Source organism: Flavobacterium tegetincola DSM 22377 (assembly GCF_000425485.1).
Taxonomy (GTDB): Bacteria; Bacteroidota; Bacteroidia; order Flavobacteriales; family Flavobacteriaceae; genus Flavobacterium; species Flavobacterium tegetincola.
This window is the reverse complement of sequence record NZ_KE384387.1, coordinates 130,084-156,379: the sequence shown is the minus strand read 5'-3', so window position 1 is coordinate 156,379 and position 26,296 is coordinate 130,084. Positions and strand designations below refer to the sequence as shown.

Below are 26,296 nucleotides of genomic sequence, written 5' to 3'. Positions count from 1 at the left end.
TTTAAGCATAAAAAAAGCAACTACTAAAGCATCTAGCCGTATGAAAGTTCAGCTGAATTTTCTTAATAGCTTAATGGTTCAAAAAAATAAATATATGAAAAAGACACTCCTATTTCTGCTTATTTCCCTTTCCTCTTTCGCACAGATTGACAAAATGGAGCCGCCGTTCTGGTATGCAGGAATGCACAATCCTGAATTGCAAATCATGTTCTACGGAAAGAACATAGCGCAATATCAAGCTTCGGTTTCGAATAACGTAATTATTAAAAACGTGGTCAAAACTGAAAACCCTAACTATATTTTTATCACCATTGACACGCGAAATCTTCCCGCTTCGGAATTTGTTTTTTCGTTTAAAAACAAAAACAAAAACAAAGTAGCCTTTACAAAAAAGTATGCGTTGAAAGAAAGAAGAGCCAACTCGGCCCAGCGAAAAAGTTTTGATGCTTCAGATATGATGTATCTCATCATGCCCGACCGTTTTGCCAATGGAAACCCAAAGAACGACAGCAATGCCGAATTAAACGAAAAAGCAGACCGAAGTTTGCCTGGAGGTCGTCACGGTGGCGACATTCAAGGAATCGAGAATCACTTGGATTATTTGCAGGAATTAGGCGTTACCGCACTTTGGAGCACGCCACTTTGTGAGGACAACGATAAAGGATATTCCTATCATACCTACGGACAATCGGATGTGTACCGGATTGACCCTCGCTACGGAACTAATGAAGAATACGTACATCTTTCTGCCGAAATGAAGAAACGCGGCATGAAGCTAATCAAGGATTATGTAACCAATCACTGGGGTTCCGAACACTGGATGTTTAAGGATTTGCCTTCGTACGATTGGTTTCATCAATTCCCGGGTTATGCCCAATCGAATTACAGAATGACCACACAGTTTGACACGAACGCCTCAGCAATTGACACGAGATACTGTATGGACGGCTGGTTTGTCCCTTCGATGCCCGATTTAAATCAGTCCAATCCGTTGGTGTTAAATTACATTACGCAAAACGCCATTTGGTGGATTGAATATGCCGATTTGGATGGTTTTAGAGTCGATACCTATTCGTATAACGATAAAGTAGCGATTGCTAAGTGGACGAAAGCCATTACCAATGAATATCCTTATTTCAACATCGTTGCAGAGGTGTGGATGCACGACCAAGCACAGATATCCTATTGGCAGAAGGACAGCCCCATCAGTGCAATCCAGAGCTATAACTCCCATGTGCCAAGTGTTATGGACTTTACGTTGCACGATGCTTTTGGCAATGTGTTCAACGAGGATAATGCTTCGTGGAACGACGGAATGATTAAGATATACGACAATTTTACGAACGACTTTCTCTATGCAAACCCAAATAACCTGCTAACTTTCGTCGAAAATCACGATACAGGTAGGTTCAATCAAAATTACCGCAACGATTTCAAAAAATACCAAATGGCGATGACCCTCTTGGCAACCGTTCGTGGAATTCCACAGTTGTATTATGGCTCCGAAATTGGTATGGCAGGTGATAAAGGCAAGGGCGATGCAGACATTCGTCAAGACTTTCCAGGTGGTTGGGACAGTGATGCAAATAATGCTTTCGCAAAATCAGGACGGACTGCCGAGCAAAGTAAATTCTTTGATTTCACAGCTAAGTTGTTTCAGTGGAGGAAAAATAAAGAGGTCCTGCACTTTGGAAAAATGACGCATTACATCCCAGAAGATAATGTGTACGTTTATTTTCGCCACAACGATAAGGAAACGGTGATGGTTGTCATTAATAATGCTGCTGAAGCAAAGACTATTAAAACCAGTCGTTTTCAAGAAAACATAAAGACATTCACTTCAGGTAAGGACATTCTTTCTGATAAGAAAATTGATTTGAAAGAAACGATTTCTTTAGATGGAAAATCAGTTTTGATTTTGGAATTGAAATAAAAAGTGAAACCATTAAGGTATTAAGGTTCATTAAGCGAAACTTAATTTTCTTAATATCTTAATGGTTCATAAAATAATTTAATATTGTAAATAATACCTATGAAAAAGATAGCCTTATTAGCACTAACGCTTACAATCTTAACCAGCTGTAAAACCGAAAAAGCACCCGAGAAACTCGCCGACTTCACTAACGCTTCCGCAGAAAACGCAGTCATTTACGAAGCCAACATACGCCAATACTCCCCAGAAGGAACCTTCGAAGCCTTCACTAAGGACATTCCTGAATTAAAGAAACTAGGCGTGAAAGTAATCTGGGTCATGCCCATCCAACCCATTTCGATGACCAAACGAAAAGCCACCGATGGTAGAATAGTCACTGAAATTCAAGACGAAAAAGAACGCGCCAAATACCTAGGAAGCTACTATTCCATTTCTGATTACAGAGGCATCAATCCAGACATGGGAACCAAAAGCGACTTCAAAGACCTCGTACAAACCGCTCACGACAACGGCATTTATGTAATCCTAGATTGGGTAGCAAACCACACCGGTTGGGACCACCCATGGATTCAAACCCATGCAGAGTACTACCACAAGAACAAAGACGGCGAAGTAACTGACCCACTAAACCCCGAAACCGGAGAATCATGGGGCTGGACAGATGTCGCACATCTAGACTACAGCAATCCCGAACTGCACGAAGTAATGAAAGAAGAAATGATGTACTGGGTCAAGGACCTCAACATTGACGGCTTCCGTTGCGACGTTGCAGATAATGTGCCTACCTCTTTCTGGGAATTTGCTGTTCCAAAACTCCGCCAAGAAAAGCCCCTTTTCATGTTAATGGAATCCAATAAAGAGTATCTACTCAAAAACAACCTCTTCGATATGGGATACGGCTGGGAGGCACACCACGTTATGAACGACATTCATAAAGGAACAAAATCGGTAGCTGATTTAGATTCTGTTTTTGCAAAAATCAAAAAGGACTACTCCTCAACCGCTTATTTCATGAACTTCACCTCTAACCACGATGAAAACTCTTGGAACGGAACCGAGTACGACCGCATGGGCGATGGAGTAGAAGCCTTCACCGCTTTAACCTACACCATGCCGGGAATGCCCTTAATTTACACCGGTCAGGAATATGAACTCAAGCACAAACTAAAGTTCTTCGAGAAAGACTCCATCCCAAAAACGAAAGGCAAAATGTTCGCACTCTATGAAAAACTAGGTGCCTTAAAAAACAATAATCCAGCGTTAAATGGAGCAAAGAAAGCCGCGTCATTCCAACGCATTGATACTACAAACGATTCAATCGTAATGGCTTTTACCCGAGAGAACAACAACCACAAAGTAATCTACATCGGTAATCTATCAAAGGCAAATGCCGTCTTTACCCTTCCGCTTGAAGGCACCTTTACTAACTACCTCACTAACGAGAAAGTCACCTTCACTAAAGGACAACAGCACACCTTAAAACCCTACCAGTACTATATATTACTACCGTAACCCCATTACTAAAAACACAAACTTATTCAGTTTGTGTTTAATCCATAAAATAATAGTATTCATATTGATTTTAGTTACTTGCTAAAGCTGCTTTACAATTTGTAAAGCAGCTTTTTTATTTGACCTGTAAACTCTTACTTAAAGTGTCAAATCTGAACTTTTACATACTGTGTTTTTTTCGTTGATCAATTTGGCTAATTTTTACCTAGATTGACTGATTTTTTATGTTAAGCAAAGCTATAATTGCCACTAAACTCCCTTTCAAAAGATATTTTCTACTGAAAATAATTCATTATTGTAAGTCGATTCGGACATATTCTAAAATTAGCTGACATTATTTTAAATATTTTAACATTTATTTCAACTTTTAAATGAACGTATGAGCGGTTAGTTTTAAATACACTACGTGCAGTTTCAATGTTTGAGCGGATAAAATTCTCAATAATTTTACTCGTAAATAGTTGACTTTCAAAGTTTTATAACAAAATAATTGAATATTTTTTAGATAAAATTAACAATTGTTTTTAACTTTGAAAACTCAAAGCCACATGTGATTGATGTTAAAATTTTATGTGACTTCTATTAGTAGTGATTCAATAAATTAAAACGCATTATCATTTTTAAACACCAGTTAACATATAACTTTCAATTACTAAAAGAGACAATAATGACCTCTTTTAAATCATTATTGTTGTTTGTGTTTGTAGGATATTCCTTTTTAAGTGCAGTTGCAGCTGCATGTGATCTTCCAGTAGAACCGCAAAAAGATATTATTTACGTTTCCCCTGGAGCACTACTCTCTGGACAAGAACATATTTTCACAAGCAATGTTGAAGTAGAAATACATGTTGCCGAAGGAACCATTATTTATGGTCAAAGTGAAATTTATAAAGCACAAAATATACAAGTTCCTGATGTAGCTGTAGTTCAGTCGGGAGATAGTGTTGAGACTCAACTCAACGCTGTTCAAGTAGAATATACCATCGAAAAAAAAATCGCAAGCAAAAGCGAAAAGAAACTACAGGAGAAAGTTGCGGAAAGAGTTAAGAATACTTTTTTTGCTTGTAAAAAGCAAAAGCAATCCACTTACTTATATCAAGATAAATACAGTAGCGGCATTGTTTCGAGTACTTCATCATTTGCATCTCATTCTTCATGTGCAGTTGTTGTGTTTAATACTGTAGTTTATGTATTGCAACGAGAAAGTCAACAATATTATACTTCACCACAGTTTTTAAATTGTATCAATTTAAATGCTTCTCCTCTTCGTGGACCGCCAATTTTAAAGGTCTAACGTTTGGAGTGAATTTTTCTTTATTTGGCATTTTCGGACAAATAGGTAAAATTCTCTTACACAAAAAGTATTAAAAGGAGCTGATTTTATAAAGTGGTACAAACAAATCTATTTGTTTGTTTTTTAACGCTATACGGAAGTGAGGCTGTCTACTTATGATTTTTAGTAACTCCTCCGATGTTATGCTTCTTCTAATTTTAAGTTTCAGAATGACTAATAGTGATAATCACCCCTTAAATGATGAAGGGAATTCTGCAATCTATTTTATTTTAATTAATTTAATTTTCACATACATGTTTAAACAATCCAATTTAATAATGCAACACGCATTATTTTCAAATTTGCTTTTCCTTAAAAGAGGAAAGGACCGTATTGTTCACTTCAAATTTGAGGAACAAGGCAACGTCAACTTGTTTTGCTCTAGAAGCAAAGCTATATGGACCTTGGTTTTTGCAATGAGTACTATTTTTGCATCTGCTCAAACAGGTACCAATACTATTACGTATCAAGCAACAGGTTCTGCACAAACATTTACAATTCCAGCGGGTGTCACATCTTTGACTGTAGAGGCTTGGGGTGGTGGTGGAGCTGGAGGTGGCGGAAATACCAATGTTGTTCGTGGCGGAGGTGGCGGAGGTGCCTATACAAAGTTTCCACTGACTGTAAGTTCGGGCCAAGTGTATACTATAAATGTGGGACAAGGTGGTTCAGGAGTTTCTAACCCAGGAGGAACTGGTGGTTCATCAAACATTTCACTAGGTAACGTCGTAAAAGTTAATGCAGCTGGTGGTGTTGGAGCAATAGGAACTAGCGGCAGTGCGGGAGGAAATATTAATGCAGCAGTACCAACTTCAGGAACTGGATTAGTACGTTTTTCTGGCGGAAACGGTGGAAGCGGAGACAGAAATGGTGGTGGTGGAGGCGGTTCTGCAGGAGCTGGTGGTAACGGTGGAAACGGTGGAAACGGCGATCCTGGATTTTTTGGCTTTGGTGCTAGTCCAGGAAGCGGTGGAAGTGCTGGTTCTGGGACAGGTGGCAATGCAGGTGCTTCAGGTGGAGAAGGGGGTAATAGACCCTCATTTGCTCAAGGTGAATCTGGAGACAGTGGAAGTATTCCTGGAGCAGGTGGTGGCGGTAGAGCATCTAATACTTCAATAAGTACTCTAAACGGGGGTGCTGGAGGTAACGGACGTATAATTATTAGTTACATAATTAATACAGCCGACTTAAGTATTACAAAAACAGCGAATACAAATGGTCCTGCTGTTGGTGAAACCGTGACATTTACAATTATTGCAAAAAATAATAGAACCAATACTGTCACAGATATTGTAGTAACTGATTTCTTGCCGTCAGGATATACCTTTCTGTCATCTAATATTGCAAGCTATAATAGCATGACTGGAAAGTGGATTGTTGGTACTTTAACTTCAAATGCTACCGCAACGTTAACTTTAACGGCTTTAGTTAAACCTTCTGGTGATTATAATAATACGGCAACTATTCTGTCAGAAACTATGCCTGATGATTCCACTGCTAATAATACGGCAACCGTCAATATTATAGTATGTAAAGCTGGTGCAACCGCACCACAAGTAAAAACTCCAGTTAATCCATAAAATAAAGAGAATGAAAAATATTATAAAAATTAAAAACTGGATTTATACGCTTTTACTCGTACTTCCGCTTACAGTTTTTGCTCAAGAAGGGACAAAGCAAATGTCTCCAGATATAAGTAAATTGTCAGGTCTTTTCTACAATCCTATTTCAAATCACGGATCTTATTTTAATGCTCCAGAAGAAAATCAGGTTAAATTTACGATTAGTAATTTCAATACGGAGAAATTTTATTTCGGATTCAGTTGGACTAATTATACATCAAATACACCTGGAGGAAGCAATGTTTTAAATTATTCAACACAGAACGAATTTATGTACTGCAGAATCTTAGATTCAGAAGGAACCGTTGTTGTTAATCCTACCTTACTACCCAGAGCAGCAAATTCTGCAGGGCAAATTAATTCGTATGCTCAAGCAGTGGCGGGTCCAAGAATTGGCAGTTTCAATACTTCAGGATATAGCCCACTGATTTTTACGCCCAATAAAAATGACGTTTACGTGATTGAGTATTGGAGAGGGACGAGTACAACGAACTCTACGCAAATAGCAGGTACGCGTGCAGTATCGCCTTTATTTGATTTTTCTGTAGCTACGTCTTCTGCTTTATTGCCCGGAAGAGTTTTTGCTACAAAATGGGGTTTGGCTACAACTACTGCTAATAACAGTACTATTCCTAGATACTTTACTTCTGCTACAACGTCAGTTGGGACTCCATCATTCTATGTTTATACAGATAAATTAAATGTCTTAAAATTAGATTTCCCCAATATTGTTCCACTTGCATACACTGTTGGAGCAAATAATTATGGGGTTGAGAATAGTGGAGACTTTTCGGTGGATAGAAAATCAGTTGATAACACTGACCCCACTCTAGCAGGTGGCTTCAATATATTTCTTAATGCACCTGATGCAACTATTTTTCCTTATAATAATAGTACTGCTGCTGCACCAACGTTTGCTAGTCCATTAATTAGTCCTGTTGGGGCGTGCAATGTTGCACCATTTAATATTAATTTTAATGTAATGGAAGCTGGAGATCATCGCATTGTTATTTCTGGATCAGGAATTGTTAGCAGAGTTATTTCGCTTTTTGATTTGACAGTAGGTAGCAAGCAAATTGTATGGGATGGTAAAGATGGCGCTGGAACGTTAATTCCTACAACTACAGCACTAAATTTTCAACTTTCATCGTTTTCAGACCGATTTAATATTCCTGTAGTTGACATTGAAGGTAATGTAGGAGGTATTAATGTAACAGCAATAGCACCGGCAGGATCAATTGTTTCTAATTTATTTTGGGATGATTCAACTATTGCATCAGGAACAAATAATTCAACAACAGGATTGTCTGCTCCTTCTCACGCTTGGTCAGTTGCTTCAAATTTTGGAGATGAACGCACCATTAATACTTGGGGTTATTCTGATCAGAAAACAATATCTGCAACCAGTACGCTCTTATGTGCTGATGTAACGCTGACTAAAACAGTAAACAATGCAACACCAGCAATTGGTTCAAATGTAACATTTACGATTGTGGCTAGCAATTTAACTGCTGGTTCTACTGCTACAGATGTAATAGTGAATGATGTTTTACCTGCAGGATATACTTTAGTGTCTGCAACACCGTCAATAGGAACGTGGAATAATCCTAATTGGTCAATTGGAAACTTGGTCAATGGATCTCCACGGACCTTAACAATTGTTGCAACAGTTAATGCAAGTACGAACTATACCAACGTTGCAACAATTTCTACTTCAAAACCAGAAACAAATCTTAATAATAATGCCGCATTTGCAAAAGTAAACCCAGCTGCGGGAAATGCTATAAGCGTTACCGGTTTATGTAATGAATCAGGAGCTAATCCTGGATACCAATTAAACAATGCACATTCTGGAGCTGTACCTCCAGGTGCGACTTTGGTCTGGTACAATAATACGGCTCGCACAGGTGCTGCAATTGCAAATTCATTAGCTACAGTTTCGGGAGATTATTATGCATTTTATTTTGACGCTGCTGGTAACTGTTACAGTTCAGCTTCTGCAAAAGTGACTGTTACAATACCGAGTTGCATAACTGCGGTTGCTGATAGTTTTACAGCATCAGGGAATATAGCTGTTATGGGCTCAACAAGTATTGGAAATGTTCTGAATAATGATACATTTAATAGTACGACAGCTGGAACAGCAACGACATCAAATGTTACTATATCAGTTACTACACCTGCCGCGGCTATTATTATAGGAAAGCCAGTTCCAACTTTAAATACAAGTACTGGTGCAGTTGCTATAGCGGCAGGAACACCTGCAGGATCATATACTATAGTCTATAAAATTTGTGAAAAATTTACGGGAACACCATGCGACATTGATACTGTCACAATTGTAGTTTCACCACCTGCAATTGTTGCTGTTACAGATACGTTTACCCTTAATGGTAATGGAAATACGACTACTTCAATTTTAGCGAATGACAAGTACAATGGTGGCGCTCCAGGTTCGGCAACAACCACAGTTATTACATTGACTAAAGTAAATACGTGGCCAAGCGGATTTACACTAAATGCAAACGGTACAATTACGGTAGCAGACGGAACTGTTTCAGGAATTTATCCATTGGAATATAGGATCTGCGACCAATTAAATCCGTTGAATTGTTCTACAGCATTTGCAACAATTACAATTACCGCATGTTACTTACCAGGTTCACTTAATCCTAACGCAGGAAGCACACTTGACACTTCTGTAGGGATTTCATCTTTAGATAGAGCAGGAGCGGCAAGTGCGTGGCCACAAGCTAGAAAAAGCGGATGGATTGCTATTGAAGCAAAAACAAAAGGCTTTGTACTGAATAGAGTGAAATTTACCAATAACGTTCCTGTTGCACAAGATGGAGTAACGCTAGTAATTACAACTCCAATTGAAGGTATGATGGTGTACGATACTACAAATAATTGTTTGAAAATGTACACTACCCTCAACGGAACTGATTTTGCATGGTTCTGTATGACCACTCAAACGTGTCCAGAATAATTTAAAAAAACAACTGAGATATAATAGAATGGAGTTGTTCTATACTATTTTGATTCTCTAAATATATAAATAAAGTAGTATGAAAAAAATATTTATAATAGCATTAACGGTCGTTTCTTCCGGAAGTTTTGCGCAAGTAGCTATCGGAAAAAGTTTGGTTTCCAATGCAAGTGTAAGTCTTGAATTTGGCGAAGCTAACAAAGGAATTATCTTACCGTGGGTCAATTCTGCAGCAGCAGTTACGGGTGCAGTTCCTGGAACAATCATTTTTGATGTGACGGATAAGAAAGTGAAGATGAAAAATGCATTGGGATGGCGCGACTTAAGCACACAATCAGGCGCCGTAGTTACAACTTTGCAAGACAATGTAGTTGAAAGCGGAAATGCCAAAGTAATTATTGGAAGCAATAAAACGGATCCTACACCAGGAATTTTAGTGCTTTCAGACACAGATAAGGCAATGATCTTGCCCAAGATGGAAAGTCCACATTTAAATATTAAAAATCCAGAGGCAGGAACAATGGCGTATGATACATTGACACACCAATTGGCAGTGTTCAACGGAAGTGTATGGACATTTTGGAAGCCATAAATTAAAATTAATTGAAGTTTTAAAAGCTGTTTTACAAATTGTAAAGCAGCTTTTTTTTTCCTTTTAAATAAGATTTATCACCGAATTTGGATAATTGTCCTTATAAAAACCAATCTAATCTAAAATTTGATCCATTTAGAGACAATTAATTGCCGTAAATTTTTATTTAAAGTGTGGTTGAAATTAAAGTTTAAGCGGTAGTTTCTGCTGCTTGAACGGTTAAATTGGTTGCTTTTTCGGTTTTTTCGCCATCGTTAAACAAAGGTTAAATGCGTGTTTTTCAGTTACTTAAGAGAAAATAAAATGCAAGTTTTAACAAAAACATAAGATTTAGTTGTAAATTTGTATCGTCAAAAAAAAATGCACTTGACAGTTTTTTTAGGGTCAGTTTTAAATTTCACTTAACCCTTAAATCATAGGTAGTATTTAAATAGCAATAAATTTTCACAGTCCATGAGTCATGGGCTTTATAAAAGTGTTCAAAAAGCCTCAGTACTTGAAGAAAAAATTTTACAATCAAAAAGCGTCTTTAAAAATAACGAATCAGTTTCTGATCAGTGCTGCAATGCTGTTTTTAATGCTTTTTTTATCTCCTTCTGTGGCTGCTTCCATAGTGATCAATTCCCATATTCCACCTCAAGAAAGTCATGATGTATTTTATTATTCTGCAAATACTGTTATTTCGGGCGCTGAACATATTTTTATAAAAAAAGCAGAGCAAATTATTTACATCACTCCGGGAACTCAAATTTATGGTGCAGGGGTTATAAATAATGCAATAGTAGTAGCTATCGTTGAGGATACGAAAGTGGAGTCGGACTCAAATGAGAATGAAATTGCATTTGTTCAAGAAAGAAGTTTTGACAAAAAGGAGTCGAAGAGAGAGCAACTTTTAAATGATAGAGGAGATGCTGCTAACGCGAAGGTTCTCGCTACTTTCTTTACTTCATCACAAGAAGAACAATCGCTGAGATTTGAAAAATTCAAAGCATTTCAAGTAGTAGGGTCTGGTAGTTATCACGTTAGTAATTTTGCAAACAAATTAAGTGAAATAGATGAAATAATCCCTATTCAAACTTATGAGCTGCCACTTGAAAAAATTGAAAGTACGGTAAAAAAATTACAATTCTACAAATTAAATAGTTTATCACTTCGAGGGCCACCTCAGCCACTTGTTTAAATTGTAAGAAACCAATCTAGGTTGCAATTTGTTAGTAATACCTCTTAAGATCGAACTATTAAAAGGTTTTGATGATTTTGAAAATGTATGTATTGTCAAGGTCTATTTCTCGAAGTTCGTTCAAAATCAACAATTCACTTGGCATTATTTTACAGTTTGTAAATGAAGCAATTTCATTATGTGAATTACAAAAAAAAATATCTAAAAGAATGATACAATTAAAGAAAAGGTCAATTTCATTGGCTTTCACTATTGCTGCAATTTTTATGTTCGGTAGTAATTTATTAGCACAGAATTCAGCTAATACCGATTTTGCTAATTATTATACAATATCAGGTAAATTTGACTATACAGTCATTGGTAATTCCGAGATCACTGAAGCTTCTGGCAATGGTATTTGCGGTAATGATGCTGCATCTTCACGAACCTTAACATTACCTGCTGGTGCTACCGTAGTTAAGGCTTATGTACATTGGTACGGCATGGTGAGGAATACCTACAATGCTGCGGTCCGATCGTCCAGCACTTATCAGCCTTTAGGCAATATAACATTTCAAGGTCCCTCTGGAGTTGCACAATCTTTAAATGCAACCGCTAGACCAGCATGGAGTCAAATAGGTACTATTGGTTCACTATGGTACGAGTCCAAAAAGGCAGATGTAACCTCTATAATGCAAGGATTTACTAATCCCTCTGGTACGTATACCATAGATGTCACAGGTGCTCACCCTACAGTATGTGGTGCAGCACTGGCTAATGTTAGAGCTTGGACATTAACAGTAGTGTATACTAATGCATCAAGTCCAGCTCAGAAAATTTACTTATATGATGGTTTTAAAAGTATTTATCAGACTACTAATGTAACGACGGTAAGTGGATACAAAGTACCTACTGGAACAGTTGCTGAGAGAACGGGTAATTTGACGTCTGTATTTTTGCAAGGGGATTCCACTATCGCTGGTGAATCATGTCTTACCTCGGACTCAGCCTTTCCAAATTATCCAACTGGCTTTGCAAACGGTTCAAGTGGTGGAGCTTTAGATATAGACGTACTTTCGGGTCCTTTCACTGCTAATTCAACTAGCTTAAATATTACAACAAGTACTACTGGTGATCTTATAGTTTTAGGGGAACATGTAATTAAAATTCCTAGTATTTGTTTTGCAGGAAATACTGCACCTATATTATCAGCTACAACTAGAACAAACAGTTGTCCGTCTTTAACTACCAGTTTAACTACTATCACTGCTAGTAATTTACCATCAAATACATCTTTGACTTTTCACAGTGAAACGATAGCAAACGATGATAATAAATTAACAGTTTCTGAAGCGGGAGCAATTTCAGAATCAGGACTATACTATGCAGCAATATTTGATACAAATGGATTGTGTTACAGTCCCACAACTAAAATTACAGTCACAATAAACCCTTGCTTGGTCGCAAAAGCTGATACTTTCGCAGCAAACGCTACCGTAGCTGTCAGTGGAAATACCAATATAGGTTCTATATTAACCAATGATACGTTCAACGGAGTTGCAGCTACAATTAGCAATGTCGATATCTCGGTCAATACCGCAGCAACATCTATCAATGGTGGACCAGTTCCAAGTATAAATACTGGCAATGGTCGAGTTAGTGTTCCAAGTGGTACACCTGCAGGACAATATATTATTAATTATAGTATTTGTCCTGATGGCTCAACAAGTAATTGTGCAACTGCTAATCTTACTGTTAATGTAGCGACACCAGCAATTAATGCTGTTGCCGACTCGTTTACTTTAACAGCAGACGGAGGAACTAGCGCTTCTGTTTTTGCAAATGACACTTACAATGGAGGCGCTGCAGGATCTGCAAATGCAACCAATACAACTGCATCACAAGTGGGAACTTGGCCAACAGGATTAACTTTAAATGCGAATGGAACAATCACAGTAGCTGCAGGAACTGCACCTTCAAGTTATTCTGTACAGTATAAAATTTGCGACAAGATTAATCCAAACAATTGTTCTACTGTAACCTCAACAGTAGTAGTCGCTCCATCAATACAAGCAGTGGCAGATAGTTTTTCAGCAACCGCAAGTCAAGCGATCGCAGGAGCTACTACCGTAGGAAATATATTGACCAATGATAAATTAAATGGAGCTTCAGCAACAACTGCTAATACTACAATTACTTTACAAACTGCAGCAGTACCAGCTTATTCAGGAGCTTCAGTACCAACATTGAGTACTTCAACAGGTGTAATTTCGATTCCGGCAGGAACACCAGCAGGAACATATACAATAAATTATAAAATCTGTGGTAAAGTAGCAACAACAACGTGTGATACAGAAACTGCAACAATTACAGTAGCAACACCAGCTATTAATGCTATAACTGAAACGTTCAATATCAGTTCAGCAGGAAGTACAACAACATCAATATTGGCAAATGACACGTTCAACGGTGAATCTGCAACAACAGACAATGTAAATCTTACAGCGGTAGGAACATTGCCAACAGGATTAACTTTAAATGCGAATGGAACAATCACAGTAGCTGCAGGAACAGCACCTTCAAGCTATTCTGTACAGTATAAAATTTGCGACAAGATTAATTCAAACAATTGTTCTACAGTAACTTCAACAGTAGTTGTAGCACCAAGCATCAATGTTTTGGCGGATACGTTTACATCTACAACAACACAAGGAATAAACGGAGCAAGTAATGTAGTAAATGTTTTGGCAAATGATAAAGTAAATGGATTAAGTGCAACAAGTGCAAATAGTACCATCACAATCACTACAGCAGCAACATCAATTAATGCAGGTCCGGTTCCAACTTTAAGTTCAAGTAATGGAAACGTTTCAATTCCAGCGGGAACACCAGCAGGAACATACACGATCTCTTATAAGTTGTGTGCCTTAAATTCAACCGCAAATTGCGACAGCAACACCGTAACTATTACAGTTCCTACACCAGCAATTGATGCAGTGAATGATACTTTAAATACAACATCAAACGGAGGTACAACAACTTCGGTATTTGGAAATGATAGGTACAATGGAGCAACTGCAACTGCAACTACCGTGACTTTAAGTACAACAGGAGTTGTGCCAACGGGTCTAACATTAAATACTACAACGGGAGTTATCACTGTAGCAGCAGGAACCCCACCCGCAACTTATACATTGAATTATCAAATATGTGATAAAATCAATACAAGCAATTGCGATCCAGCAGTTGCAACAGTAGTAGTAGCACCAAGCATCAAAGTTTTGGCGGATACGTTTACATCTACAACAACACAAGGAATAAACGGAGCAAGTAATGTAGTAAATGTTTTGGCAAATGATAAAGTAAATGGATTAAGTGCAACAAGTGCAAATAGTACCATCACAATCACTACAGCAGCAACATCAATTAATGCAGGTCCGGTTTCAACTTTAAGTTCAAGTAATGGAAACGTTTCAATTCCAGCGGGAACACCAGCAGGAACATACACGATCTCTTATAAGTTGTGTGCCTTAAATTCAACCGCAAATTGCGACAGCAACACCGTAACTATTACGGTTCCAAAACCAGCTATTAATGCGGTTGCGGATAACTTTAATTTTAGCGGAGATGGAAACACGACAACGTCAATATTAGCCAATGACACATACAATGGTGGTGCTTCAGGTTCGGCAACAACTACGGCTGTTACATTAGCAAAAGTCGGCACTTGGCCAGCGGCATTTACGTTAAATACCAACGGTACAGTTACCATCGCAAATGGAATGGCATCAGGTATTTATGAATTGGAGTACAGAATTTGCGACAAAATCAATCCGTCAAATTGTGCTACAGCATTTACAACCATTACTATTACCGCTTGTTACTTGCCAGGTATTTTAAATCCTAATGCAGGAGCTACTTTGGATACATCAGTAGGAATTTCATCTTTAGATAGAGCAGGAGCGGTAAGTGCATGGCCACAAGCAAGAAAAAGCGGATGGATTGCGCTTGAAGCAAAAACAAAAGGATTTGTAGTCAATAGAGTCAAATTTGCCAACAACGTTCCTGTTGCACAAGATGGAGTAACGCTAGTAATTACAACTCCAATCGAAGGTATGATGGTGTATGACACTACAAACAATTGTTTGAAAATGTACACTACCACTAACGGAACTGATTTTGCTTGGTTCTGTATGACAACGCAAACGTGTCCTGAATAATTTTAAAAAAAATAATAGAGATCAAGTAGAATAGAAATAAACTATTCTACTTGAAATTTCTAAAACATAAAAATAATAGCATGAAAATAATATTTATCGTAGCATTAACAGCCATTTCTAGTTTAAGTTTTGCTCAAGTAGCAATTGGCAAGAATGCAGTAACCAATGGAAATGTAAGTCTTGAATTTGGCGAAGCAAATAAAGGTATCATCTTACCGTGGGTCAACTCTGCAGCTGCAGTGACGGGTGCCGTTCCTGGAACCATTATTTTTGACACGACAGACAAGAAAGTAAAAGTCAAAAATGCATCGGGATGGCGTGACTTAAGCACACAATCAGGTACCGTAGTTACAACTTTACAAGACAATGTGGTTGAAAGCGGAAATGCCAAAGTAATTATTGGAAGCAATAAAGCGGATCCTACACCAGGAATTTTAGTGCTTTCAGATACAGATAAGGCAATGATTTTACCGAAGATGGAAAGTCCACATTTAAACATTAAAAATCCAGAAGCAGGAACAATGGCGTATGATACTTTGACACACCAATTGGCCGTTTTTAACGGAAGCGTTTGGACATTTTGGAAACCATAAATTTTTAAAAAAAATTAAATTGGAAGGCTGTTTTACAAATTGTAAATCAGCCTTTTTTTTATTAATTGCTTACCAACGTACTTGTAAGTACAGATTATATTAAAGTTGAGCTTTTGGGTGGGAATTACTTTGAAATTGATAATTGGAAGTTGCCAGAAAATCAATTTTATCGCTTCCGTAAAAATAAGATTTGATGTAGATTCAGCGTAAAATGCGTAAATAGCTTAAAATTCACGATACAATTTGCTCAAAAAAATGTTTTATTTTAAGGCAAATAGTTATTAATTACCCTTTTGTGTTATAAAAATATTTGATCATAAAATTACATAACAAATTTTTTTTGTGATAAATATTCTTACAATAGAATCTATGCTAATTCTTCATGTGTCCTCTCGGTGAACTTTCGGTCACCTTCAAATCACTACCGTGTTAAATGAGTGTTTAAGCGGTTTTGTGCGATCTCCTTAAAAATCATAATAAATTGATTTGCTGATTGTTAACTGTGATTTTTTAGTTAAAAATCTACAATTTAGTCTTGAAAATTAATTCTTTGTATGTACTTTTACTCTGCTGAAAAACGAGGTATAATCGTTTCTAATTTACCATTGTGTAGTGCAGAATCATTTAGTAAAGTAATCGCCTTGATAAATATTTTTTAACATCATCAGTGCCTGTGCAGCCAGAATTTGACAACATACATTCAATTAGATAACAATAGTAAATAGTTTCATCCTTGAAATCAATAAAAATAAATAATCTTCATTCATTAATAAAGGCGAAATCACTTTTGCTCTTTATTTTGACGGTTACTATGATTTTCATTGGGCCCATTTCCACAGCAGCAAATGGTGATAAAAATGCAAATTCAACTTCGAAAAACGAAGATAAATTGATTTTTATTTCTGGAGGTGCCATAGTCTCGGGTGTCGATAACTTATATATATCAAAAGAGGTTTCAGGACTTTATATCGCTCCAAATACAATTATTTACGGTGCAGAAAACTTGTTTGCATCCAGTAGAATTACAAAAAAATCAATTGCTCGAAAAAAGGATGAAATTACGTCTAATCCAAAAATTAGTAAAGAAATCGTTAAGATTGACAATAAATCAGTAGAACGAATTCAAAAGCAGTCAAAAAAAGAAATTAATGCTCCGGTTTATACCTCGAAATCGAATCGAAGATATGATAAATGGAGAGAAGCAATCTTATCAAAACAACTTCTTCCAAGCTGTGATTCTTCAAATTATACTAACGCTGTAGTTTGTAGTATTTACAACAAAGATGCATTTAAGATACAAAAAATAGTAAAGCACAAGCGGTACACTTCTTTCACGTATTTAGATTTCCCAATATTGAGAAATGGTGTGCTTCGCGGTCCTCCCTGTTACCAAACTTTGTAAAATATAAAATTATTGCTCAATAGAATGTAGCTCAGGTTGTTAAATCTGGTACACAAAAACTATTGTAAAGGGTCTTTATGCTCTATTGACAAAGAAATTATTCCTAACAGCAATGCATTTTATACTTCAGTGAGCTTTGTCATTGATGCCTTTTTTACGGACTTGCTTCACTGACATTACCAACTGGTTCTTAAACCAGTTCATTTTTCTAAAGATCATCTATATCCTCAAAACAAATTAATTTTTAAAATTTTTAAAATGAATATTAAACATATAATCGTAAACCTTTTCTTTCTATTTTTTGTAGTGAATGCTGTGCAATCGCAAACAATTAATTGCACTAGAGAGTTGAGTTCAGTAGCTCCTACGGACTTAAATAACAGTAACTGGGTTGTTCCAGCAACAGGAACAACATGCGTAAGTACAGACCTTTCCATTGCACGTTTAGAAATACTTGACGGTGGAACTTTGATTATTAAACCAGGAGTTACTTTGACCATCACGAATAGCATTCAGCCAGATAATGCTGCTTTGCGAAATAGTACGATAGATGTATATGGTGAATTGAAATTTTCACAATCCAGTACAATACCAATGAGTACCACCTTAACGGTGTACAGCACAGGAAAAGTTAGGGTTGGAACTAACGGTACGAGCAATTTGAATTTAAAGGGAAATACCACGAAAATTGTAAACAACGGAACTTTCAATGTAGGAACTGTTGATTTTTCAAATAATTCATCTGTAAATACAATTGATAATCAAGGTTCCTTAACTATTTCAGGAAACATGAATATTAAGGGTAATACTTCATTTAGAAACGCAGGAAATCTAACCATTAATTTGAGTTTTAATAACAATTCAAACTCAGTTTATGTAAATTGTGGGACTTTTAATACGCACGGCTTCAATTTATCAGGTGGAAAAATTTATAATTCTGGCACATTCACAGCAACAGGAGCCATTAATTTTGGTAATAGCAGTGCGTTTTTTGAAAATTATGGCACTTTTAACGGTACCGAAATTCAGCTTGGCGGCGGCGGATCCTATGTTTATAATAGTGGAAATTTTACCTTGTCAAACAATTTTCAGAATGACGGAATGCTAAAGGGTCCTGCTTCTGGATCCAACTTCGGGAAATTCACTTTGAAAAATAAAGCCAGTGTAAATAACGGAGGTATAACGGGAAACTTAACTTTTATCAACAGTCATGGAGTTTCAAGTGCTTCAAACATGTTTAATAATTCATATTCAATTGCTTCCACAGTAGTTTTTGGAAACTGCTCAACATGCTCAGTAGTTACAAGCGGAATAGCTTGTCTCAGTCCTAACGGTACACCTGTAACAGTACTAGGTGCAGTTGCGGATCATTTTACGCTGAGTTGTGATGAAAGCACCACTACTGCATTGCTTGCAAATGATACTTATAATAATGGCGCTCCAGGTTCAGCAACAACTGAGAATGTTAGTTTGACAAAAGTTGGCACTTGGCCAGCAGCATTTACGTTAAATGCCAACGGTACAATTACAATTGCGAGTGGAACGGTAGCAGGTGAATATGAGTTAGAATATAGAATCTGTGATAATTTAAATTCGTCCAATTGCGATAATGCGGTTGCAACTGTTACAATTGCGGCATTTTATTTCCCCCGTGTCTTAGATCCTCATGCAGGAGCTTCTCAAAATACTTCTATGGGGATTTCTTCTTTAGATAGAGCAGGTGCAGTAAGTGCTTGGCCACAAGCAAGAAAAAGTGGATGGATTGCTCTTGAAGCAAAAACAAAAGGATTTGTTCTCAACAGAGTAAAATTTGCTAACAATGTTCCAGTGGCACAAGATGGCGTAACACTTGTAATTACAAACCCAATTGAAGGAATGATGGTGTATGATACCACTAACGATTGTTTAAAAGTATATACAACGAGTAATGCAATTGATTTTGCTTGGTCTTGCATGACTACGCAAACGTGTCCACAATAATTTCAAATATAAAGGTAGAAGTGTAGATTGTAACTTTTTCGATCAACTTCAGGTCTCTAACAATAAAAATATAGTTATGAAAAAAATATTCATAGTAGCATTAACAGCAGTTTCTTCTTTTAGTTTTGCACAAGTAGCCATTGGTAAAAGTTCGGTGTCCAATGGAAATGTAAGTCTTGAATTTGGCGAAGCAAATAAAGGCATTATCTTACCGTGGGTCAATGCTGCAGCAGCAGTAACAGGTGCGGTTCCTGGAACTATCATTTTTGACACAACAGACAAGAAAGTAAAAGTAAAAAATGAATCGGGATGGCGCGATTTAAGTACACAATCAGGTACGGTAGTTACTACTTTGCAAGACAATGTAGTTGAAAGTGGAAACGCTAAAGTAATTATTGGAAGCAATAAAGCGGATCCAACACCAGGAATTTTAGTGCTTTCAGACACAGATAAAGCGATGATTTTACCAAAGATGGAAAGTCCACATTTAAACATTAAAAATCCAGAAGCAGGTACAATGGCTTATGATACTTTGAAACACCAATTGGCTGTTTTTAACGGAAGTGTTTGGACATTTTGGAAACCATAATTAAATAAGAACTCAAGTTTTTAAGGCTGTTTTACAATTTGTAAAGCAGCCTTTTTTCTTTTACTATTTAAAAACTGCTTCGTAAAAACAAAATGAAACGTCAATGGATAGATTTTATAATTAAAATCTCTATAACTTTTACATATATTTACGCTGAAATATTGAATTGATTTTCAAAAGAGAGAAGTAATGTATTTCTTTTCTACAGCTAAAAAATTCAAAATTTGACCCGTTATTAATTAAGACAGAAACTATGTTTGGAATCAATTTTATAAAGTTTGACTCAATGACCTATGTCATTAAATTTCAGAATGGACAAGTGGTTAAAGAAGGTAGAGGACTTTCGTTCTTTTACTATTCGCCAACGACTTCTATTTCTGCGGTTCCGATGGGAAGTAATAACCTGCCTTTCATTTTTAGCGAAACGACAAAGGATTATCAAACCGTAATTATTCAAGGTCAAATTACTTACAAGATTGGCAACCCAAAACAGTTGGCAGATGTTTTGGATTTTACAGTCAACGGAAATGGAGTATATAAAAAAGACGACACCGAAAAGCTGAATCAAACTATTGTCAATGAAGCACAAACTGCTACTTCTTCGTTCATCCACCAATTGGGATTGAAGGAAGCCATTCGTGCAGCAAAAACAATTGAAATTAAAATCACCGAAGGACTTTCCAATTCGCAAGCCATAAAATTATTGGGTATTGAGATTTTAAGCATCAATATTTTGGCAATCAAAGCCACGCCAGAAATGGAACGCGCTTTGGAAACCGAAACCAGAGAAGGTTTGCAGCAAGAAGCCGATCAAGCGATTTACACCCGTAGAAACTTTGCCGTAGAGCAAGAACGAAAAATAAAAGAAAGTGAATTGAATACCGAAATTGCAATCGAAGAAAAGAACAAGCAAATTGCCGAAAAGAAAGCCGAAACCGAAGTTCAGAAAGCGGAAAGCGAATTGAAATTAAGGGAAATGCAAGTTCAAGCTGATATTGCCATTGAAAATCAAAGGAAAATTTTATTGGAACAAAAAACGGCAAATCAAATTAAAGAAGCCGATACTCAAGGCTATGTTTTGGAAACTACGTTGAAACCCTACAAAGAGTTAGATTGGAAAATTCTAACCGCATTGAACAACAATCCCGATCCAAAATTCAACATTTCGTTGGCTTTTAGAGAATTGGCAGAAAATGCAGGAAAGATTGGAAACCTAAACATCAGTCCAGAATTACTGGATACTTTATTGAACGACAAGCGAAAATGAGTATCGAATACGCCATCATTATCAAGAACAAAACCCGACTTGAAGCCTTAATTGAACGTTTCAATACCAAGGCACAAGCCAAGTTTTACATTGAAAGTTCAGGTGGGGATTTTAGTGATTATGAGTTGGAAAACGAAATTTTTCACCAGTCCTTATCCGCGGTTCAAAGAAATTTGTCCACCGTTTTAAAAAATAAAATTGTAGAACGAAATTTTTTGCCATCTTTTATTTTTAATACCAATCAAGTGGTTATTACTGTTGGACAAGACGGTTTGGTAGCCAATACGGCTAAATATGTAAAACAAATTCCCATTATCGCCGTAAATCCAGATCCTGAAAGATTTGATGGTGTATTGTTGCCTTTTACTGCGGATGATTTTGTACCAAGTATTGAAAAAGTAATTACACAAAAATACAACTCAAAACTCACCTCTTTTGCGGAAGCAACATTAAATGATGGGCAACGATTGTTGGCCTTTAACGACTTATTTATTGGGGCAACTTCCCACGTTTCTGCACGATATAAAATTACACATAACAATAAAACCGAAGAACAATCGTCGTCGGGAATCATTGTTTCCACGCAAGCAGGTTCAACGGGTTGGTTGAGTTCCATTTTCAATATGAGTTTTGGAATTCATAAGTTTATTGAAAAAGACCAATCCAAAAAGAAATACGCAAAACTAAAAGACAACCAATTGATGTTTGCTGTTCGCGAACCTTTTGCCAGCAAACGTACACAAGTCGAAACAACAGCCGGAATTATTACAGAAAGATCAAAATTGGTGATTCAATCATTTATGCCCAACAACGGATTGATTTTTTCGGATGGTATAGAAACCGACTTTTTAAAGTTCAATTCGGGCGCTGTAGCAACCATTGGTATTGCAGCAGAGAAGGCAAATTTAGTATTGAGGTAACTGTTTAAATCCACTTATTGACAAATCTATTTTTGAGATTTCAAAAAATAGCAACAATGAAAAGAGTCCTAAAATACAGTTTTAATTGTGCGATATTGGTCTATTTTGTTACCTTCATTTATGTTTCGTACGCAATGATTGTCAGTGTTGCAAGTGAAGAAATACTGATGAAAGTAATTAACGCGCAAGTAGAAGAATTAAGTTTAATTGCAATTTACTTCATTATAACGGTCACAATTGCAAATTACATTTTTCAGACCAAGATCGAAAAAAGAAAAAATGGAGACGAATATCTGTGGCTTTCGCTAATTCATTTCATTTTAATTACTTTAGCCATTGCTTATTCTTCGTATGATTTTTATCGCGCATATAAATTACACCCTGAATATTTTTAGAAATCAAAAGCATTATTAATTCTAATTCACATTTGATGAAAAAATTACTACTAGTATTAGCATTTGTAACAACAATTTGCAACGCCCAAAAGTCAAATCAAACTGTTGTTGGCGAATGGATTACCAAGGATTTCGATGGCAATGAAAGTGTGATGGTTTTTACGGCAGATCATTTTATTTCGATGAATATAGGTGCAGAGTTTATAGATGGAAAGGACTTAATGGTAAAAGGTGGGCCTAATGACGGTCAAAAGGGACTGCTGAAATATGAATTAGACGCCACTTCTTTTCCCATAAAAATTGATGTCATTGCTTATGAAATTAAAAACGGCGTTCCAACTGAAAAAGGCAGACTTCAAGGAATCCTAGAATATTTAAACGAATCGGAAATGCGCATAAACTTGAACTTTGCAAACAGTAGAGAATTTGAATTTACGGAATCCAACGCAATCAGTACTTTAAATTTAAAGCGTAAATAAATTTGTATTAAAATAAAACTCATGAAAAATACCATTACACTACTTCTGCTGTTCATCGGTTTTATTTCAAGTAAAGCACAAACTGCAACTTCGATAACCAATTTGCAAACGCCGACGATTGACGAAACTTCGGGACTGATTTTTTACAATAACAAATTAATCACCCATACCGACAGCGGTGGAGAGGCCAAGTTGTATGAAATAAATACCATAACGGGTGCGATTACCAGAATAGTTTCAATTGCAAATGCCACCAATTTTGATTGGGAAGATATTGCGCAAGACGCCACACATATTTACATCGGTGATATTGGAAACAACGGCGGAAACCGAACGAATCTCAAAGTGTATAAAATTTCAAAAGCCGACTATAATGATGCAGATAATACGGCTACGGCTGAAATTATTTCGTACTCGTATGCCAATCAAACCGATTTTACAGAAAATGTAAACAATAACAATTGGGATGCGGAAGCTTTGATTTCATACAATAATAAGTTACTGATATTTACCAAAAACTGGGCAAATAGTAGTACAAATGTGTATTCCATTCCGAAAACAAGTGGAACGTATTCGGCAGTTTTAGAAAGCAGTTATAATGTAAATGGACTACTAACTGGAGCCGATACTTCAGCCGACGAAAGTGTTGTTTTTTTGACGGGATACAGCACTTCGGCAGCGCCATTTCTGTACACCATCCATAACATTCCTGCCAATAGTTTTGATGTGTTTTCGGGAACAGTTTCGCCTAAAATAGCCAATATTGTTTCATTTGGTAATCAAGTGGAGGCTTTGGCACTTTTTCAAACCACAGCAAATCAATATAAATTGTATCTTTCTAACGAAAGGTTCAGCACGTTTGTGGGGCCAATTCCTTTTGTTTTTCCTGCAAAATTGTGGAGTATGGACATTGATGCTTCCACTTTAGGAATTTCAGATCCTACTTCCGATTTTACTATAAGGCTTTATCCAAATCCTGTGGAAGATGTACTAAAATTGAGTAGGATAGTGGACGAAATAACTATTTATGATTTTTGGGGCAGGAAAATCACTACAAAATATTTTACCGAAGAGCTTGGTTTGGGAAACTTGAATTCCGGCATTTATAGGACTGAGATAAGAATAGGAAATTGGACGACGATTAAAAAAGTTGTGAAGCGATAAATAGTTACGCTTTTTTGTAATCCTTTATATTTTGCTAAAGTAATCCAAGTAAATAATCTGCAGCGTTCAGTAATCCATTTTTACGCAAATTATCCAAAATTTGAAATGCATCTAAATCTGAATTTCTCTTATTTAAAACCAATTTTCGAAAGGCATCAATCGCTTTTTCAGGGTTTAAATCAAAAGTTTAAAACGATTCGATCAAAAAATGAAGCTTTGTACAAAAAATGAAACCTTACAATTAATATGACCAAAATCCTCAACATTGGACACCGCGGTGCCAAGGCCTACGAACCTGAAAACACGATTCCCTCTTTTCAAAAGGCGATGCAATTAAATGCCAACGGAATTGAGTTGGATGTGCATGTGTGCAAATCGGGAGAATTGGTGGTCATTCATGATTTTACAGTAGACCGTACGACGAATGGAACAGGAGCAATTTCGGATTTAACGTTATCCGAACTGAAACAATTGCGAATCAATGGTTGCATAGAAATTCCAACATTAGATGAAGTCTTAACCCTTTTCGATAAAAAGCATTTGATTAATATCGAATTAAAGGGATCAGATACCGCTGAATTGGTTTGTGATTGCATCGATAAAAATGTGCGAGAAGATAAATTTTACTACAAGAATTTTATTGTTTCCAGTTTTCAAAGGGAAGAATTGGCGCGCGTTGCCAATTATAATGTAAAAGTGCCGCTTGGAATTTTAACGCAAGCCAGTGTCGAACAAGCATTGGAATGGGCAGAAGAATTTTCGGCAATAGCAATTCATCCGCATTTTAGTTTATTAACCACAGAAAATGTAGCTTTGACCCGCCAAAAAGGCTACCAAATTTTTACGTGGACGGTAAACGAATTCGAGGATATTGAACGGGTAAAGAGCTTTGGTGTAAACGGAATAATAACTGATTTTTCAGATCGAATATGAGTCAACATTTTGATGTAATATGTGTAGGGGGTGGTGCAGCGGGATTTTTTACGGCAATCAATATTGCAGAGAAAAATCCGGAATTAAGAATCGCGATTTTAGAACGTGGCAAGGAAGTTTTGACGAAAGTCAGAATCTCCGGAGGCGGAAGATGCAATGTAACGCACGCTTGTTTTGAACCGAACGAGTTGGTTAAATTTTATCCGCGTGGCGAAAAAGAATTGAAGGGTCCTTTCAATCAATTTTGCTCGGGTGATACCATCGAATGGTTTGAAAAACACGGCGTGGAATTGAAAATTGAAGAAGACGGACGCATGTTTCCCGTAACTGATTCTTCGGAAACCATTATTGACTGTTTTATGAATGCTTCCGCAAAAGCGGGAATCAAAATTATAACCGGGCAAAGTGTGCAATCATTATATCAAGCCGAAGAATTCTGGAAAATCGATACGCAACACGATAAATTTACTGCTACAAAATTGGTTTTGACAACGGGAAGTAATCCTAAAATGTGGGACATGATTGCAGGTTTGGGACATTCAATTGTGGCTCCAGTACCGTCTTTATTTACCTTTAATATTACCGATAAACGCATTAAGGAATTGCCAGGTGTTTCGGCATTGGCAACGGTTAAAGTAAAAAACACAAAGTTAGAAGCAACTGGACCATTATTGGTTACGCATTGGGGAATGAGTGGTCCGGCGATTTTGAAGTTGTCCGCTTGGGGCGCTCCAATTTTGGCAGAAAAAAAGTATCAATTTGCTATTTCCGTAAACTGGTTGAACGACTTGGATTTGGCGGAAGCCGAAACCGCTTTGAAAGAAATCAAACAGGAAAACAGTAAGAAAATCGTTTCTAAGAAATCGCCATTTGAGTTCCCGAATCGTCTGTGGGAAAAACTAGTAGTAGCCGCTGAAGTAAGTGAAGAAACAAAATGGGCCGACTTATCCAACAAACACATCCGCCTTCTCGCTGAGCAATTGACGGAAGGAACCTATCAAGTTAGCGGAAAAAGCACTTATAAAGATGAATTTGTAACCGCGGGCGGAATTGATCTAAAAGAAATAAACTTCAAAACGATGCAGAGTAAATTGCATTCCAATCTTTACTTTGCAGGAGAAATTGTCAACATTGATGCTATTACTGGAGGTTTTAACTTCCAGAATGCTTGGACCAGTGGGTTTATTGTGGGGAATTCAATTTCCTAGTTTTAT

19 protein-coding genes and 1 pseudogene are annotated in these 26,296 nt (G+C 36.8%); 19 read left to right on the top strand and 1 reads right to left on the bottom strand.

Annotated elements, in window-relative coordinates; translation table 11 throughout:
* Positions 1–94: 94 nt before the first annotated feature.
* The 17 genes from H602_RS0115780 (at position 95) to H602_RS19020 (ending at position 24,149) form a co-directional block, all read left to right on the top strand.
* Positions 95–1,933: a glycoside hydrolase family 13 protein gene (locus H602_RS0115780; RefSeq protein ID WP_026978886.1), complete on the top strand. Its 1,839-nt coding sequence runs from the start codon at positions 95–97 to the stop codon at positions 1,931–1,933.
* A 99-nt stretch (positions 1,934–2,032) separates the two neighbouring features.
* A complete protein-coding gene (locus tag H602_RS0115775) occupies positions 2,033–3,445 on the top strand; it encodes an alpha-amylase family glycosyl hydrolase (protein WP_026978885.1) in 1,413 nt (470 codons plus the stop codon).
* A 667-nt stretch (positions 3,446–4,112) separates the two neighbouring features.
* Positions 4,113–4,739 (top strand): hypothetical protein, encoded by a 627-nt coding sequence (locus tag H602_RS0115770; protein ID WP_026978884.1) that lies wholly within the window; start codon positions 4,113–4,115, stop codon positions 4,737–4,739.
* 317 nt (positions 4,740–5,056) lie between these two features.
* The gene (locus tag H602_RS20430) at positions 5,057–6,358 is read left to right on the top strand and encodes a DUF11 domain-containing protein (protein WP_157505116.1); all 1,302 of its coding nucleotides are present in this window, start codon (positions 5,057–5,059) and stop codon (positions 6,356–6,358) included.
* A gap of 10 nt (positions 6,359–6,368) precedes the next feature.
* Entirely contained in the window at positions 6,369–9,389 is a 3,021-nt protein-coding gene (locus H602_RS0115760) for a DUF11 domain-containing protein (protein ID WP_026978883.1), read from the top strand.
* A 79-nt stretch (positions 9,390–9,468) separates the two neighbouring features.
* Positions 9,469–9,981: a hypothetical protein gene (locus H602_RS0115755; protein ID WP_026978882.1), complete on the top strand. Its 513-nt coding sequence runs from the start codon at positions 9,469–9,471 to the stop codon at positions 9,979–9,981.
* Between the two features lie 496 nt (positions 9,982–10,477).
* Positions 10,478–11,161 carry a hypothetical protein gene (locus tag H602_RS0115750; RefSeq protein ID WP_157505114.1) on the top strand — a complete coding sequence of 228 codons (684 nt, stop codon included), beginning with the start codon at positions 10,478–10,480 and terminating at the stop codon, positions 11,159–11,161.
* A gap of 209 nt (positions 11,162–11,370) precedes the next feature.
* Positions 11,371–15,360: a beta strand repeat-containing protein gene (locus tag H602_RS0115745; RefSeq protein WP_157505113.1), complete on the top strand. Its 3,990-nt coding sequence runs from the start codon at positions 11,371–11,373 to the stop codon at positions 15,358–15,360.
* Positions 15,361–15,440: 80 nt separating this feature from the next.
* Entirely contained in the window at positions 15,441–15,953 is a 513-nt protein-coding gene (locus H602_RS0115740) for a hypothetical protein (RefSeq protein WP_026978879.1), read from the top strand.
* A gap of 733 nt (positions 15,954–16,686) precedes the next feature.
* Positions 16,687–17,355 carry a hypothetical protein gene (locus H602_RS0115730; protein ID WP_157505111.1) on the top strand — a complete coding sequence of 223 codons (669 nt, stop codon included), beginning with the start codon at positions 16,687–16,689 and terminating at the stop codon, positions 17,353–17,355.
* A 258-nt stretch (positions 17,356–17,613) separates the two neighbouring features.
* Positions 17,614–19,335 carry an autotransporter outer membrane beta-barrel domain-containing protein gene (locus H602_RS0115725; RefSeq protein WP_026978877.1) on the top strand — a complete coding sequence of 574 codons (1,722 nt, stop codon included), beginning with the start codon at positions 17,614–17,616 and terminating at the stop codon, positions 19,333–19,335.
* Positions 19,336–19,411: 76 nt separating this feature from the next.
* Positions 19,412–19,924, top strand: coding sequence for a hypothetical protein (locus H602_RS0115720; protein WP_026978876.1), 513 nt, complete (start codon positions 19,412–19,414; stop codon positions 19,922–19,924).
* Positions 19,925–20,177: 253 nt separating this feature from the next.
* Positions 20,178–21,191 (top strand): SPFH domain-containing protein, encoded by a 1,014-nt coding sequence (locus H602_RS0115715; protein WP_026978875.1) that lies wholly within the window; start codon positions 20,178–20,180, stop codon positions 21,189–21,191.
* A complete protein-coding gene (locus H602_RS0115710; RefSeq protein WP_026978874.1) occupies positions 21,188–22,111 on the top strand; it encodes an NAD(+)/NADH kinase in 924 nt (307 codons plus the stop codon). The genes H602_RS0115715 and H602_RS0115710 overlap by 4 nt, the downstream gene beginning before the upstream one ends.
* A gap of 56 nt (positions 22,112–22,167) precedes the next feature.
* Entirely contained in the window at positions 22,168–22,506 is a 339-nt protein-coding gene (locus tag H602_RS0115705) for a hypothetical protein (RefSeq protein ID WP_157505109.1), read from the top strand.
* 35 nt (positions 22,507–22,541) lie between these two features.
* Positions 22,542–22,985 (top strand): hypothetical protein, encoded by a 444-nt coding sequence (locus H602_RS0115700; RefSeq protein WP_026978872.1) that lies wholly within the window; start codon positions 22,542–22,544, stop codon positions 22,983–22,985.
* Positions 22,986–23,006: 21 nt separating this feature from the next.
* Positions 23,007–24,149 carry a T9SS type A sorting domain-containing protein gene (locus tag H602_RS19020; protein WP_051224598.1) on the top strand — a complete coding sequence of 381 codons (1,143 nt, stop codon included), beginning with the start codon at positions 23,007–23,009 and terminating at the stop codon, positions 24,147–24,149.
* 34 nt (positions 24,150–24,183) lie between these two features.
* On the opposite strand, the pseudogene H602_RS20580 reads toward H602_RS19020, so the two are convergent.
* Positions 24,184–24,324, bottom strand: a pseudogene (locus H602_RS20580) (VapC50 family PIN domain-containing toxin); the annotation flags it as partial.
* Between the two features lie 71 nt (positions 24,325–24,395).
* Here H602_RS20580 and H602_RS0115685 point away from each other — a divergent pair.
* Positions 24,396–25,082, top strand: coding sequence for a glycerophosphodiester phosphodiesterase (locus tag H602_RS0115685; protein ID WP_035759842.1), 687 nt, complete (start codon positions 24,396–24,398; stop codon positions 25,080–25,082).
* Positions 25,079–26,290, top strand: a complete 1,212-nt coding sequence (locus H602_RS0115680) for a BaiN/RdsA family NAD(P)/FAD-dependent oxidoreductase (protein ID WP_026978870.1) — start codon at positions 25,079–25,081, stop codon at positions 26,288–26,290. The genes H602_RS0115685 and H602_RS0115680 overlap by 4 nt, the downstream gene beginning before the upstream one ends.
* Positions 26,291–26,296 lie beyond the last annotated feature (6 nt).

Coding starts and splice junctions, on each gene's coding strand:
- H602_RS0115700 (WP_026978872.1), top strand. CDS start 22,542: ATGAAAAAATTACTACTAGTATTAGCATTTGTAACAACAATTTGCAAC.
- H602_RS0115710 (WP_026978874.1), top strand. CDS start 21,188: ATGAGTATCGAATACGCCATCATTATCAAGAACAAAACCCGACTTGAA.
- H602_RS0115740 (WP_026978879.1), top strand. CDS start 15,441: ATGAAAATAATATTTATCGTAGCATTAACAGCCATTTCTAGTTTAAGT.
- H602_RS0115685 (WP_035759842.1), top strand. CDS start 24,396: ATGACCAAAATCCTCAACATTGGACACCGCGGTGCCAAGGCCTACGAA.
- H602_RS0115745 (WP_157505113.1), top strand. CDS start 11,371: ATGATACAATTAAAGAAAAGGTCAATTTCATTGGCTTTCACTATTGCT.
- H602_RS20430 (WP_157505116.1), top strand. CDS start 5,057: ATGCAACACGCATTATTTTCAAATTTGCTTTTCCTTAAAAGAGGAAAG.
- H602_RS0115720 (WP_026978876.1), top strand. CDS start 19,412: ATGAAAAAAATATTCATAGTAGCATTAACAGCAGTTTCTTCTTTTAGT.
- H602_RS0115705 (WP_157505109.1), top strand. CDS start 22,168: ATGAAAAGAGTCCTAAAATACAGTTTTAATTGTGCGATATTGGTCTAT.
- H602_RS0115770 (WP_026978884.1), top strand. CDS start 4,113: ATGACCTCTTTTAAATCATTATTGTTGTTTGTGTTTGTAGGATATTCC.
- H602_RS19020 (WP_051224598.1), top strand. CDS start 23,007: ATGAAAAATACCATTACACTACTTCTGCTGTTCATCGGTTTTATTTCA.
- H602_RS0115760 (WP_026978883.1), top strand. CDS start 6,369: ATGAAAAATATTATAAAAATTAAAAACTGGATTTATACGCTTTTACTC.
- H602_RS0115775 (WP_026978885.1), top strand. CDS start 2,033: ATGAAAAAGATAGCCTTATTAGCACTAACGCTTACAATCTTAACCAGC.
- H602_RS0115755 (WP_026978882.1), top strand. CDS start 9,469: ATGAAAAAAATATTTATAATAGCATTAACGGTCGTTTCTTCCGGAAGT.
- H602_RS0115780 (WP_026978886.1), top strand. CDS start 95: ATGAAAAAGACACTCCTATTTCTGCTTATTTCCCTTTCCTCTTTCGCA.
- H602_RS0115680 (WP_026978870.1), top strand. CDS start 25,079: ATGAGTCAACATTTTGATGTAATATGTGTAGGGGGTGGTGCAGCGGGA.
- H602_RS0115725 (WP_026978877.1), top strand. CDS start 17,614: ATGAATATTAAACATATAATCGTAAACCTTTTCTTTCTATTTTTTGTA.
- H602_RS0115715 (WP_026978875.1), top strand. CDS start 20,178: ATGTTTGGAATCAATTTTATAAAGTTTGACTCAATGACCTATGTCATT.